Annotated in this window: 11 protein-coding genes and 1 pseudogene; 4 read left to right on the top strand and 8 right to left on the bottom strand. The window is 57.7% G+C overall.

The features are described from left to right. Positions 1-5 precede the first annotated feature (5 nt). The 4 genes and pseudogenes from ACNJYB_RS07075 to sfnG all read right to left on the bottom strand — a co-directional run bounded on the left by ACNJYB_RS07075 (position 6) and on the right by sfnG (position 2,723). Positions 6-431, bottom strand: coding sequence for an acyl-CoA dehydrogenase family protein (locus tag ACNJYB_RS07075; RefSeq protein WP_439373297.1), 426 nt, complete (start codon positions 429-431; stop codon positions 6-8). Positions 432-472: 41 nt separating this feature from the next. Next, positions 473-1,195, bottom strand: coding sequence for an acyl-CoA dehydrogenase family protein (locus ACNJYB_RS07070; protein ID WP_439373296.1), 723 nt, complete (start codon positions 1,193-1,195; stop codon positions 473-475). 27 nt (positions 1,196-1,222) lie between these two features. Further along, positions 1,223-1,426, bottom strand: a pseudogene (locus ACNJYB_RS07065) (ABC transporter ATP-binding protein); the annotation flags it as partial. Positions 1,427-1,616: 190 nt separating this feature from the next. Beyond that, positions 1,617-2,723 (bottom strand): dimethylsulfone monooxygenase SfnG, encoded by a 1,107-nt coding sequence (gene sfnG / locus ACNJYB_RS07060; RefSeq protein WP_439373295.1) that lies wholly within the window; start codon positions 2,721-2,723, stop codon positions 1,617-1,619. A 1,187-nt stretch (positions 2,724-3,910) separates the two neighbouring features. Here sfnG and ACNJYB_RS07055 point away from each other — a divergent pair. Continuing rightward, positions 3,911-4,498 carry a GNAT family N-acetyltransferase gene (locus tag ACNJYB_RS07055; protein WP_439373294.1) on the top strand — a complete coding sequence of 196 codons (588 nt, stop codon included), beginning with the start codon at positions 3,911-3,913 and terminating at the stop codon, positions 4,496-4,498. An 807-nt stretch (positions 4,499-5,305) separates the two neighbouring features. On the opposite strand, the gene ACNJYB_RS07050 is transcribed toward ACNJYB_RS07055, so the two are convergent. Next, on the bottom strand, positions 5,306-6,004 hold the full coding sequence (locus ACNJYB_RS07050) for a lytic polysaccharide monooxygenase (protein WP_439373293.1): 699 nt from the start codon (positions 6,002-6,004) through the stop codon (positions 5,306-5,308). Between the two features lie 777 nt (positions 6,005-6,781). On the opposite strand from ACNJYB_RS07050, the gene ACNJYB_RS07045 reads away from it, so the two are divergent. Both ACNJYB_RS07045 and ACNJYB_RS07040 read left to right on the top strand, forming a co-directional pair. Beyond that, positions 6,782-7,819: a cytochrome-c peroxidase gene (locus ACNJYB_RS07045; protein WP_439375487.1), complete on the top strand. Its 1,038-nt coding sequence runs from the start codon at positions 6,782-6,784 to the stop codon at positions 7,817-7,819. Positions 7,820-8,018: 199 nt separating this feature from the next. Then, positions 8,019-8,180 carry a hypothetical protein gene (locus ACNJYB_RS07040; RefSeq protein WP_439373292.1) on the top strand — a complete coding sequence of 54 codons (162 nt, stop codon included), beginning with the start codon at positions 8,019-8,021 and terminating at the stop codon, positions 8,178-8,180. A gap of 420 nt (positions 8,181-8,600) precedes the next feature. Here ACNJYB_RS07040 and ACNJYB_RS07035 read toward each other — a convergent pair whose 3' ends face one another. Next, positions 8,601-8,804, bottom strand: coding sequence for a hypothetical protein (locus ACNJYB_RS07035; protein WP_439373291.1), 204 nt, complete (start codon positions 8,802-8,804; stop codon positions 8,601-8,603). A gap of 963 nt (positions 8,805-9,767) precedes the next feature. Between ACNJYB_RS07035 and ACNJYB_RS07030 the strand changes: the two genes are divergently transcribed. Further along, a complete protein-coding gene (locus ACNJYB_RS07030; protein WP_439370872.1) occupies positions 9,768-11,036 on the top strand; it encodes an IS256 family transposase in 1,269 nt (422 codons plus the stop codon). Between the two features lie 1,070 nt (positions 11,037-12,106). Here ACNJYB_RS07030 and panC read toward each other — a convergent pair. Next, complete coding sequence (gene panC / locus ACNJYB_RS07025) at positions 12,107-12,943, bottom strand: pantoate--beta-alanine ligase (RefSeq protein WP_439373290.1); 837 nt, start codon at positions 12,941-12,943, stop codon at positions 12,107-12,109. A 14-nt stretch (positions 12,944-12,957) separates the two neighbouring features. Further along, the gene (gene panB / locus ACNJYB_RS07020; RefSeq protein ID WP_439375486.1) at positions 12,958-13,830 is read right to left on the bottom strand and encodes a 3-methyl-2-oxobutanoate hydroxymethyltransferase; all 873 of its coding nucleotides are present in this window, start codon (positions 13,828-13,830) and stop codon (positions 12,958-12,960) included. Positions 13,831-13,984: the final 154 nt, after the last annotated feature.

Below are 13,984 nucleotides of genomic sequence, written 5' to 3'. Positions count from 1 at the left end.
TCGACCTATTCTCCCCCTTCGTAAAAGAGCTCAAGCGGAAGGCCCACCAGAGATTTTCCGATCCAGTCCCGAGCGATGATGTTCGATGGACCCATGGCAATAGCTGCGCGCGCGTCGCGGAAGGAACGTTCGATCGGCCCTCGGTGATAGCCGTAGCCTCCGGTCACTGTTAGCGCAGCGGCTGCAACCTTGTTCGCCACCTCGGCGGCATGCACCTTGAACTCGGTTAGCAGGATCAGGATTTCGCTCTGCGGCTTGCCGGCGCGCCAGAGTTCGTCCAGCTTTGTTGCCAGTTCGAGCCGCCACGGCCGCAACGATTCGACGAGAACCTTGGCCGCGCCGAGCTCCTGCCGGATCGCCTGATAATCCGAAAGTCTCTTGTTCCGATCCTTGTGCACGAAACTTTCAGTGTGCTTGACGGCGGCATTCAACGCGCCGCGGGCCAGGCCTTCCCAGACCGCGCCGAGCCCGATCAGATAGACGGGTGAGACACCATTGTAGATGATTTCCTTCCCTTCCCCTTCTGCGCCGAGCCGGTCCGCTGCGCTACCCGCACGTTGTTGTAGTGGATGGGCCCCGAGTGATTGGCGCGCACGCCGAGGGCGTTCCAAGGCTTCGATTCGATTCCGGGAGACTTGCCGTGCACGATGAAGAAGACAATGTCGGCCTGGTCCTTGGCGCCGGGCGTGCGTGTCTGGACCACATAGAAATCGGCCTGACCGGAGCTCGTTGTGAATGATTTCTTGGCATCGAGCAGATAGTCGTCGCCGTCACGCGATGCTTCGGACAAATTGTACCACCAGTGTCCACCGGTCGCGCGTTCGCTTGTCGAATATGTGCCAAGAAGGGTCGCGTTCTTCGCCTTGAGCCAGCGCTCCTTCTGGTCATCGTTGCCATACAGGTTGATGGTCTGAGCCGCGCCGACGTGCATGACGTAGACGAGGCCCGTCGACGCATCGACCTGACCAATGCGATAGGCAGCTTGGGCGAAATCGACATGGGCGAGGCCAAGACCGCCAAATCGGGTTTCGTTCAAGACGCCGGTCCAGCCCGCTTCCGCCAACGCCTTGAGATTCTCTTTGGGAAAGCGGCTTTCGAGATCATTGCGATCGGCATTGCCCCTTACAGTCGCATCGATGGCGGTGTCCAGCCGAGAATAGAAGTCGAAGTTGTGTGCCAGCTTGGCTGTAGCCATGGTCAGTCTCTCCTTTTTCCCACGAGTTCAAGCAACGGCGTGCGTCAGCACTTTCTTTCTGGAGTCAGTTTGCGGTGAGCCGCCGAACTAAAGCACACCTAATGTCGTCGCGGCTGCGCAGGCGATTGATACGCCGGACAGGACGTCATGGCCGTTCTCGAGGATGACTGCATGAGTCGAAAAGCTTAGCGCGACCGTCGAATTCTGTTCAGCTACCAGGATCGAGAGGCCCTACTCCTTACGAGCGGGGCGAGCCCCATCGCAGTCCGGGCATGCGAGTGCAACACGATCCCTCCGGCCCATGTCCCCTCGATACGTTCGCGCCTCGAGGTACGAACACTTTTCGTTGGGGCGACCCCATCCAGAGGAAGCGTACTCGCTTCCGTCACGATCTCAGTCACTTGGCTGCCTCTCCTTCCGCCTATTCGGCAGCCTCAGCGCGCACGGGTTGGTTCGCCTCGAGTTCGCGGACCAGCGGAATCACGTGCTTGCCGAAATATTCGACCTCTTCCTGGAAATGGAGGAAGCCGAGCAAGATCAGATCGGCACCAGCCCCCTTGAGCTCGATGATGCGTTCGGCAACCTGTTGCGGGGTCCCGATCAGGTTCGAGCGGAAGCCATCATTGTATTGAACGAGGTCCTGAAATGTGGATTTGGCCCAATTGCCCTCGCGCTCGGGGCTGGCATTGCCGGCATTCTGGACCTCGTGATGGAAGCCGCGCACCGCATCCGGGATCGCTTTGTCGATGACCTCCTGTAGAGTCTCCTTCGCCTCGTTTTCCGTTTGTCGGACGATACCGAAAGCATTGATTCCAATTTTGGTACGCCAGCCTTTGCCGAAAGCCTTTTCCTTGCTCCTGATGTCATCGACCTGGGTCTTTAGGCCATCTGGCGTATTGCCATTGGTGAAATACCAGTCGGACACGCGAGCGGCCATGTCACGAGCCGCCCGCGATGAGCCGCCCTGAAAGATCTCCGGCAGCGGATCGAGCGGCTTTGGCTTGAGAGAATAGTCGTTGAACCGATAGAAGTCGCCCCTCAGGGTAAACGTTTCCTCGGTCCAAGTCCCGCGAAGCGCGTTGATGAATTCCTCCGAGCGGCGGTAACGCTCGTCATGATCCAGCCAAGGCTCGCCGATCGCGTGGAATTCGCCGCGAAACCACCCTGAGACGATGTTGACCGCAACGCGCGCATTGGTGAGTTGACTGATCGTCGCAATCTGCTTTGCGGCCAGCGCTGGGTTCCAAGGCCCTGGAAGAAGCGCAGCGATAACCTTGAGCCTCTCGGTCGCGGCAAGGAGCGCGTGGGAGAAGCTGACTGACTCGTGCTGATTGTCGGCGCCATAACCTGCGGTGAATCGGATCTGGCTCAAAGCATAGTCGAAGCCGGCTTTCTCGGCGATCTGGGCAAGCTTGCGATTGTATTCGATATCCCAGCTGGTTCGCTGCTCAATCGAAGAAATCACGAGGCCGCCCGATACGTTCGGCACCCAGTAAGCGAACTTGATTGGATTGTTGTTCACAGTCATCTTGTTTGTCCCTCAAGAACTAGGCTTGCCCGGAGAAGGGCGACGATCTGAGACGGGCAACGCCGAGCCGTCGCGCTCGGTGAGACGGGCGCGGCTCACGTACTATTCATGGCGTCGCTTAAGCTATTGGTTCAGAAGCACTACAATCCTCGGACACAATCCGAGCGCGCGCATTACAATGACGTCAACACGAGGACGCCCAAACGCACTGGCAAGCTGCGGACTTCGTCAAATCACTCGCTTGGTCGACAATGCTGTTGCGCATCGAAAGCGTCCCTGGCCGGCATCATTGCCTGATTATCCTCTCAAAGAACTTGCGCCCGCGCGAGTCGAAGACGAACTATTTTTCCGACGACTGAGATAATCCGATTTTGTAATTCTTCGTCAGACGCGACATTTGTTGCGCGAATGAGAAGCTCTCATTGGATGGAATGCTACAATCTTGTCGCCACGCTCGCGACCACGGACCAGCTTTTCGCCGGAAAGAAAGTCGCTCCTCTTCAGCGGCTCGAGGTTTGCATCTTTTTTACCCTCTTAAGCTTTGTCGCAACTATGCGCTATGCCGCCCCTCGAGGCTTCGCCATCGCCAGCACAACGTCGGTAAGGCTCAGGATCGCTAATTCCAGATCAATCGCTACTTATACTGGGAATGTCAGGACGCGAACATTCTAGGGCTCGCAAACTTGGCACGTATTTTGAACGAGAGACCTCGACCAGAACAGCTCACTGGGAATCGAGGTGTTATCACATAAGATCAGTGCCTATCGTCGATCTCGATGTGCGACGCTTACTGATTGCCCCGGCGATGTCGAACGCTGCTGTTCCTGCCGAGCGTGTCCCACGAGTTCCTCTCGTTGCAAAGTCGAAAAACGTCCCTGCGTCGCTTCCCTCGAGGGCTGTTGCAGGCCGGCGACGCCTTTTACGCGAACACGCTCTTAGCCTGCTTTAGGAAGGGCGTGCTGACGCTTCCAGATCCAGGAAGCAGCGATGCGCGCCAACGAGATCCGATTGAATGGAGCATTCGTCCTGGAGCGGTCGTAAGCGCGACCACCGAGGGAAAAGAAAGAGCGTGGAACGGAAGCTAAATGCAGCCGACGAAACCTCCATGGTGCATCACTTCTGCGCTGCTTCTCGTGCTTTCTGACTTTGTAACTCTGGCGCTCAAATAGAGACTTGGAAAAGACATCATGACAGCGGAGACGGACATCAAATCTGCGCACGCAAAAACGAAGGCAACCACCGTTTGGACGCTTGTGCTGGGCTTTGCCGCAGACCCACTGGCGCGATGGAGCTGGCCTGACCCAACCCAATATCTTGCGAGTATGCCTCAGTTCGTTAAGGCCTGTGGGGGACGAGCATTCGAGCATGGAACGGCATACGTGACAGAAGGGATTCGCGCCGCGGCCCTGTGGCTGCCACCCGGGGTGGGGCAAGATGAGGAGGCGCTCGACGCAATTATGGCGCACTCGCTACGTCCGGAAATCACCGACGACATGGCACAGCTACGGTTGGGAATGGCCGAACATCATCCAGCCGAGGCACATTGGTATCTGCCTCTCATTGCCACCGATCCAAACTGGGTGGGACAGGGACTCGGCACATCGCTGATGAAACACGCTCTCAAACGATGTGATTCGGAGGGCACGGCCGCCTATCTCGAAAGTTCAAATCCCGAAAACATTCCCTTTTACCAGCGTCACGGCTTCCAAATCATTGGTGAGATACAGCATGGCGACTCGCCGCCGCTAACGCCAATGCTGCGGACGGCCCATTGACCGAAATCCGGCGAAGAGAAGCTTCGCGCGCTCCAGTCGATTTTGTTGCCCCGTAAAGCATTGACTTTGGTCCTGTTGGAGGATCTAGCAAGCGGCGTGCGCGCGCTTTCTCACGGAGAAGGCCAACCGTGGTCTTCCGCCCATACACGACTAACAAAGGCTGATTTGCCAGTTTTGCGCCAATTCCAGCAATGAGACCCTCCGCGGGATTGGTGGCTCAACGCTGCAACGGCGCAAGTGCTTATCGAAGCATGCGGTCTTCGATACGGCAAACTGCCTGCTCTGTTCAAGTCACACCACACCACTTGGCGGGCGCGGGGAGGAGTCGGCGCTTTATCGTCTCAGGGCATCAGCTCGGCTCCTACTCGCCGCGCCCAATCAAAATCACGCTCGATATGGAACGGTAGGCTCTGAGACGATGATGGCCGCCGGCTACCTTTGCACTATGAGGCCTCGGGGTAAGCCCCGCGTCAGCCCGCGCGAGATCGGCCTGAGAAGCTGGCCCTTCACGTAGAAGCTAGCAGTGCGGACGCTCAGATCGGCAAGGCTTCGGTAGTTGGAGGCTGCAACCGTTCTTGAGGTCGAAGCGAAGCCTGGTGCCATAACAGCTCAAAGAACATCTTCGATGCTAGCATCAGCAGCAGTGCACAAAAATTCACAATTAGCTCCCAACTATCAATCGGCGAAGTCGAGAATACTCACCTTCAGTCAATGTTTCCTTTGCTCGCACGTCAATGTCTGTCATGAGTCTGTGCAGTTCGTGAGGTGCGTAGTGCATTCGGGGGCCCACAGCCGCCCATTTTCCTCTCAATCGGAGCCACCGGACGATCTCTGTTCCTCGAAAATTGCGTCAACGATCTGATAGAAAGCCATCGGACTATTGGCCACTTCCCACACCGCCAAAATCACGTGATAGCCGGTGCGCTTTGGCAGCTCACACACGTGCACCGTAGGCTCCTGGGGCATTAGATTGGCATACGGGTCCCAAAACGGCTGGCCGAGATTCTGCGCCGTGCAGAATGGCTTCACCTCGAACTGCGCGCGCGTCAGCGGTGCAGATGGATTCCAGCCGATTCGTGTGATGAAGTAGTTCCAACGTCGCGTCAGGCGAGCCTCGCCGTATTCCCACTTGAACTTCTGTTTCGCGCCTGAGTGTAGCCGAACCTTTTCCCAGCGCGTTGGTGTCTGCTCATCCAGCAAGGGCACATCACCGCGTGCGCTGCTGCCGGCGATGCGGCCGTCCTGGGGTGGAACCGCGTTCTGCACGTCGGTCGGCGCAACCGGGTCTAACAGCCCTCCCTTCGTGGCGGGAAAAAATTTTCCGCTCTCCATCGCGTTTGCTCTCCACAAATCAATTGGACAGTCCTTGTTCAGATGCTCGGCACATAGAACGACGCGCGACGCTGGTTCGGTGAGACGGCCTTGTGCGCACGCGCTCGCTAGAGCGAACAGCGATAGCGCGCAGCCGAAGAGCGCGCTGCACCAGTGTCGAATTACATAGCTCATGGTTCTCCTCGAATTGACGGATTTGTCCCTGAAGAAAGGCCGCGAAACTGAAGAAGGTGTCCGCGGTCGGGCAAGTGGCCGCGGATAGTTAAGCAACAGCAGTCGCCCTGCGGTGTCGGCCGCTGCTGCTGCTTCGTTGCGTGCACGTCGCGATCGGAGGACGCATGGCGGAGCTCTCGCTCAGCTCTTCTCACCAGGCATCAGAGTGAGCTTGCGGTTAGGGCGCCCCATCGGATGTAACAAAGCCGACCACAATGTCCCGGCGCGCGTCACGACGTATTGACGTCGACTTTAGAATTTTTGCGAAGCCCGGCCACTTCTCGGTGCGGCGGGCGCAGCCGCCGCGTTCTCCACGCACAATAGACCCCAACCCTCGATCAAAGGCGACGACGCTCCGTGACGAAGGCGTAAGTTCGATCGGCGGGACCAAAATTGATAGTGCGACATCTATGGCATCGATTTGGCCCCAATTGAGCGGTCTTCATCCGAATTCGTTGGACAGATGCCGCTGATGTTCTTGGTATCTCTGCAACTAGCGTGCCGTTCAGCGCTTTGCGCTGCTATTCGAGTGACGTCACGACACATTTCACGCTGCGGCGAACCGATTTTTTGTCGGGCCGCCGGCATACTGTCACGAAGCCGACATCGACCAGAGAGACCTGCGGCAATTCACGCGCGAGAGATGGCTCGGTTCCTGCATTGCTGCAGGCGATCATGTAGCGAGCGCTCTCTGAAAAATGGTGCTCGGTAATCGTATTGAAGCGGAAGTCTCACGTGATGCGCAAGGTATCTATTGTTGCTGTCGCAGTGTTCGTCTCATTCCATGCTACTGCAGATGACGCTTTGATGAGGGCAGCCAGAGAGACTTTTAAACCGATCCCTTCTGGCATCCCGACGATAAAAGACAATCCTGTCACCGCCGAGAAAGTCGAACTCGGCAAGATGTTGTTTTTCGATCCTCGCCTTTCGTCAAGCGAGATCATTAGCTGCAATACCTGCCATAATCTCGGCACAGGCGGGGTCGACGCGGGTCCGACCTCAGTTGGTCACGGTTGGCAAAAGGGGGCGCGTCGCGCGCCGACCGTCTACAATTCGGTGTTTAATGTCGCGCAGTTCTGGGACGGACGCGCGCCTGATCTCAAGGCACAAGCCAAGGGCCCCGTTCAGGCGAGCGTCGAGATGAATGCGACCCCAGATCACGTGATGAACACGCTCAATTCGATGAAAGAATATGTCGGGATGTTCAATCAAGCGTTCCCCGACGATACACCATCTGTCACTTTTGAAAATTTCGCGAAGGCAATCGAGGCCTTCGAAGCGACTCTCACAACCCCGGCGGCTCCGTTCGATCAGTACCTGAATGGCGCCGCCGACGCGCTGGATGATCAGCAAAGAGAGGGATTGAGGCTGTTCATGGAGAAAGGATGCGCTTCTTGCCACAACGGAATCAATATTGGTGGACAGGACTTCGTACCGTTTGGTGTGCTTGAAAAGCCCGATACCAAGCTCCTCCCCGCGTCCGACAAGGGACGATTCGCGGTCACTAAGGCGGCCACCGACGAGTACGTATTCCGCGTTGCCCCCTTGCGGAACGTCGCAATGCGGGCTCCCTACTTCCATTCTGGTCAAGTTTGGACTCTCAAGGAAGCCGTAGATGTTATGAGTGAAGTCCAGCTCGGTGCCAAGCTCAGCGAGAAGGAGAACAACGCGATTGTAGCGTTTCTCAATTCACTGAGCGGGCGCCTCCCTAAGATCGAGTATCCGGTACTGCCAACGCGCACAAGGGAGACGCCGTCACCCTCATTAGGCCGATAATCTCCTTCTCCGTTCCATCAACGGGATCACGCAGATTTTCGAATGACCATCCTCTCTACTGTCTCGTTTCGGCGCGACCGGTGCGTTTTAGCGGCCGCAAGCCCCGATTGCTGTCCTGGCTCATCACCGGAGCCGCACCGGACAAGGTAAGCGAATAGGCAGCAACCGGCCATGGATTGCGAGCTGTAGCGGAGTTCAGATGACGACCGTCATTAAAAATCTGCTTGCCCGAAAGCAGAAGCTCATCGAGCAACTTGACTCTACCCAAGACGTTCGGCAGCGCAAAAAGATCGAGCAACAGCTTGAGCAGATAAGAATCGCCCTGGATTTTCTCGACCGGCCTAAGCCGGTGAGCGAGTGAAGCCGCGACACCACATCCAGCAGAATCTATATGGAGTTTTGGTTTGCCACATGGCTTAGTTCCGATCGTGTGCCCCCTGCCTCAGCATGTCATGAGTTCTCCTAATAGGCCATCTGCTGCCGAACGTGTGCTGCCAGTGTTAGCTGTAGGCGCCTGTTCCCGCATTAACCTGCTGCGGCGACATCAAGCTTGATGCAGACGTTTAGTTTGCGGCGGTTCTGCAGGGCGCTAAGCTCCGCGGACCGGTCATTGCTCGTCCGGATTCACCTGAGGCGAAGTCGCCGTGCCAATATACTCGGTGCGGCGCTTCGTTCGTTGGAAGAGCGTTATCGGGCGAGCTCCTGTTCCTTCTCGCGCTAGTGGGAAGCGGCTGAGCGACTACAAATTGCTTCGCTCAACCGAATGGTCCGAGCGCGCTGATCACTCTGGCGCGATCATCGCAAGTCCAGCTTCGATAACTGAGATTTCTTGGGTTATCTGCTCGACGGCTTGTCTTGGATCGATGCCGGTGACGCTACTTAGTTGGCTCAGCAGCTCCCGCCGATGCGAAAGAAGGTCCTCTAGCGCACCACGATCCCTCAGCCTGACATAGCCGTTGACGATCAACTCAACTGAACGCGACATATATCTCTCAAAACAACAGTTGCTTTCAATGGCCCATCTACCAGATCACGACAGTAGCATGCAGCGCTGCGCAGCGGAAACCATAACTGGTAATGCTAACGAGGTACATCAACGGCGCCCATTCTGCTGCAGCCGCGGAGGTGCCGATGCGTAGCCGGCTCCTCCGCGGCAAGGGGCCGCCGCTTTCAGAAACGGCCCCGCGAACGCGAGCGACCATTGCCAGAACGACAATCTGGCGCCACTCAATCATACGCGAGTTCTCTGTCGAAAGGCGACAGCATAGCCCTCAACGGAAGGACGCACCACGCGTCCTGGCATGCTTCGTTCTCCCTCAAAATGAGCCGCAGGCCCAGCTTGGGCGCCCGCACCACGCCAGGTCGAGTAGTTCAATCTGCACTCACCATGCAGCAAAGCGCCGCCTTCACTTTTCCTCGCTTAGGCCGACGGAGGTCTTTCAGATTTAGACCGCTCTGCGGGACAAGCCACCGTATTGATCCATAACATTGTGGCTAGCCCGACATCAATCCAGCACGAAGCGGCAGTCAGCAGGGCAGCGACTCCGACAGGAGCAAGATCCTTCCTATGCCCAAGGAAGGCACGCGGGTTGCAGAAAAGGGAGGCGATGTCTGTTAAGTGACAGCGTCGGTAGCAGTCATAGCCGCAATATTCTCTACGCGTCACTACATCTCGCAGGTAGCCAGGACCTAACGCCCGAGAGCAGGTCGTGCAGGCTCGCTCGCCGTGCGGGGTCCGGTGGTTCACCAGGATGAATTTCATAGCATAGGCCTGTTAGTGTACTCCGTCCGGCCTGAGATTTTGTCGGCCATTCGAGCTTCGAAAGCGCGCCAATCTCGGGCGACCGCAGAGAGCTATGCGTGAAGCTGGGTGATGACGGAATGAGATAGGCGGCGTATCGAGGCGGGTGTCGAGCCTGCCAGAACCTCTCAAGGAGAGCGATACGCCATGAACGAGACTAGCAATATTGTTGCCCTTCGTCAGCCCGACGAGATCGACGATCCACTGACCAATATTTTGCGAGCTGGTGCTCGGCAGCTTCTGGCGCAGGCCGTGGAGATCGAAGTCGAGACGTTTCTTGCCACGGTGAAAGATTTGAAGCTTGCCGACGGGCGCGCCCGTGTCGTGCGGCATGGTTACGGCCCGGCTCGAACGATTGCGACCGGCATCGGACCGGTCGAGGTCGCACGGGCGAAGATCCGGGACCGCGGTGCAGCCGGCGATGGCGAGCGGATCCGCTTCAGCTCGGCGATTCTGCCACTATGGGCGCGGCGGACCAGGAGCCTGGATGCGCTGTTGCCGGTGTTGTACCTGCGTGGCATCTCGACGGGCGATTTCCAGGAGGCGCTGACGGCCCTGCTGGGTAAGGACGCGCCGAACCTGTCGCCGGCGGTGATTTCCCGGCTGACGGCCGAATGGCAGGGCGAGTATGAGCGTTGGCAGAAGCGCGATCTCTCGGCGCGGCGGTACGTGTATGTGTGGGCCGATGGCGTCTTCCTGCAGGCACGCATGGAAGACCACGGCGAGTGCATGCTGGTGCTGATCGGCGCGACGCCGGAAGGCAAGAAGGAGTTGATCGGCTTTCAGGTCGGTGTCCGGGAGAGCGCGCAGAGCTGGCGTGAGCTCCTGATCGACGTGAAGCAACGCGGGTTGCAAATCGCCCCGGAAATTGCCGTTGGTGACGGCGCGCTCGGCTTCTGGAAGGCGCTTGACGAGGTGTTTCCCGGCACGCGGCACCAGCGCTGCTGGGTGCACAAGACCGTCAACGTCCTGGACAAGGTCCCGCTCTCGGTGCAGGCCAACATGAAGAAGGACCTGCGCGAAGTCTATTGGGCGCCAAACCGGGCGGCCGCCGAAGTGGCGATCGACGTCTTCGCCGAGAAATACCGCACCAAGTACGGCCGGGCGGTCGAATGCCTCGCAAAGGACCGCGACGCGCTGCTGGCCTTCTACGACTTTCCTGCCGAGCATTGGGATCACTTGCGCACGACCAACCCCATCGAAAGCGTGTTCGCGACCGTGCGACACAGAACCGTGCGAACGAAAGGATCGCTGTCCTCAACGACCGCCAGGCTGATGGTGTTCAAGCTGGTTATCGCCGCATCAAAAAAGTGGCGGCGGCTCAAAGGCACAAATCAGTTGCCGAAGCTCATCGCAGGTGTCAGATTCAACGACGGCATCGAGGTCATCCACATGCCGGCAAACCACGCCGCCTGATCGCCTCGTCACCCAAAATCCTGCATAGCTCGACCGCAGATCACATGATCACATGCGTCCCGGGTGGCGGATAGCGGTGGATATTTGCGGACTGTCTCACAGTAACAACCGCCTATGGCCCCGGCTGGCCCTCGAGAATCATCCAAATTGAAGAATTGCAATGAAATCTCCAGGTCTGTGTGATACCCGGCAGAATTAGGCCGCCCGCAACCAGCGAAGCCATTTTTGATCGGCCTCCCGCCGCGCCTTGAAGCGGTCGATGCATTTCTTGGAACAAAGGGCCGTTCGCCAACAGTAGTAGCGGATCAGACCGAACCTTCCACCGCAGACCGCACAGCACATTCCTGAAACATGCTCCGAGTTATGGAAGCCATTACGCATTCTCGCCTCCTATGGCGTATTGGGTGGATATCTTTCCGCGCGGGCGATGTCGGCCGACGCCAAGCTGCAGGCCCGGCACGTAAGCGTTTGATATGCATCGATTTGACGAAGCAACTGTTCCATTGGACGGCTTCGCCGAGGTTGGTGACTATAAGCGCAGTCCAATCTTGATTACTGCAATCCGGAGCAAACTCGAGCCTAAATCCTGCGATGCAAACCCGATTCCTGGCGAATTTTAACTGGATTGACCGATGAAACGCTTTTTGCAGACTGGCAGGGTAGTTCGCACCGATTCTCACTGTCAAAGGACGGCCATCCGATTCCCATCTTGAGTTGCTCGATCAGCGTAGTCACTGCGGGGCCAGCTGAGATGCGACGGTTGCGCGTTACTGAGGAAGACGGGCGGCACGTCGCATGAGATTGTGACATCTGCGTTTCGATATCGCAGCGCTCAGAACAGGTAGGATTGCGGGCGCAGACAAATTGCCGCGCAACCACGACACGACAGACCGGCCAAATCGGACAAAAACCGGACGGCTACACCTACTTTGGTTCGCTATGCACAGAGTTGGGACGGCCGCGCTCATGCTCAGAAGTGATCTTCGCGCGTGACGGCCGCGCTTTTTTTCAAGGAGCGTCATCGCGCTCAATGAGGTCGCTCGAGCTTGATCGCCGTATTGCGTGCTCACTTACGGCTTAAGAATTACGTTATCGATCAGCCGCGTCGAGCCGACGTAGGCCGCAGCGCATAGAGCCGCAGGATGGCTTAGGGGACCGGAGGCCGGCTCGAGCGTGTCGGCATCGACCAGCTCGAGGTACTGCAGCCGGTCGACTTCGTCCAAATGCTGCCTGGCGATTGCGATGAGCTTCTCGCAATTGCGCTCCCCTACACGAAATTCGGCTTCCGCCGCGAGCAGACCGCGACTGATCGAAAGAGCCCGCCGGCGCTCTTCTTTATTGAGGTATCGATTGCGGCTGCTCATTGCGAGCCTGTCCGGCTCCCGAACCGTCGGCACGGTGACGATCTCGATCGGAAGATTGAGATCAAGTGCCATCCGACGCACGACCGCGCATTGCTGAAAATCTTTTTGCCCGAAGAATGCGATATCCGGCCGCACCATGTTGAACAGCTTGCAAACGACGGTTGCGACACCGCGAAAGTGTCCAGGCCTGAACGCCCCACACAATGATTTTGCGAGTTCGCCGGGTTCGACGAAAGTCTCAAATTGAGCCGGATAGATCTCCCGTTCCTCTGGAGCGAAGACAATCGCGACACCGGCATCGCGACACAGCTTCTCATCCCGCAAAAAGTCGCGCGGATAGGTGCTGAGGTCCTCGGTCGGCCCGAACTGAGTCGGGTTGACGAAGATACTTACGACCGTGACGTCGCACTGTGCACGACTCGCCTCGACCAATGCAAGGTGGCCGTCGTGCAGGTAGCCCATTGTCGGTACGAAGCCAACACGTTTGTCACGCACGTTTGCAAGAGCGCCGCGAAGCTCAGCGACCGTCGTAATTGTTTGCATGTGTGAGCTTTACATCAGGTTGGATTAGAAGGTGCCCAGTTTGCAATCGCATCGCTCAACCCTTCAGGAAGCCGATACGATTCTTGTGCAGCCGGGAATGCGCCATTGCGGACATCTGCGGCCCAGCGGGACAGTGCCTCCTGCAATACCCCAAAACCCTCGACATAGGTGCGAACGAATTTGGGCCGATGACTTTCGGTCAAGCCGAGCACATCGTGGAATACAAGCACCTGGCCGGAACAACTGGGGCCAGCCCCGATCCCGATCGTCGGTATCGTCAAGGACTCGGTCGCTCGAGCCGCGAGCTCAGCCGGAATACCCTCCAGGACAAGAGCGAAACAGCCGGCCTCTTGCAGGCAGTGGGCGTCGTCGAGCAGACGCAAGGCATCATCGGCTTTCCGGCCCTGCACCTTGAAACCACCCATCATATTGACGCTCTGCGGCGTCAGGCCGAGATGGCCCATCACTGGAATCTCGCAATCGACCAAGGCGCGTACCGTTTCGGCACGCTTTGCTCCGCCCTCGAGTTTCACGGCGTCGGCCCCACGCTGCAGGAAGCCTCCGGCGCTGCGAATCGTCTCCTCGTGACTGAGATGAAAGCTTAGAAAGGGCATATCAGCGACAAGCAAGGCATGAGGCCTTGTACGCGCCACGGCTTCGAGGTGATGGTTCATCATGGCCATACTGACCGGCAGCGTATTGTCGAAACCGAGGCAGACATTGCCAACGCTATCCCCGACAAGGATAATGTCGACAATGGGGTCGGCGATGCGTGCCGCGACGGCGTCATAAGCGGTGGTCATTGCGACAAGCCGCCCCTCGCCTTTCCACCGCTGCAGCACTGGAATTGTGACGCGTTCAATAGGCCCGTCCGAAATGTGGCTCATCTTGTTCGATCCGTCAGCCCACCCATATAGCGAGAGTGGTTGTTGGGTAACTACGACAGCAGAAACCAGTGAAAGGCGAGCTGAAAAGACAAACGTGCGCTCAAAAGTCAAGAACAGACCGCGCCAAACATCCAATGATTGCGCGATCATCAAG

The organism is Bradyrhizobium sp. SMVTL-02 (assembly GCF_051853005.1).
GTDB lineage: Bacteria > Pseudomonadota > Alphaproteobacteria > Rhizobiales > Xanthobacteraceae > Bradyrhizobium.
The sequence above is the reverse complement of the archived record's forward strand: the minus strand, read 5'-3'. Positions and strand labels throughout refer to the sequence as shown.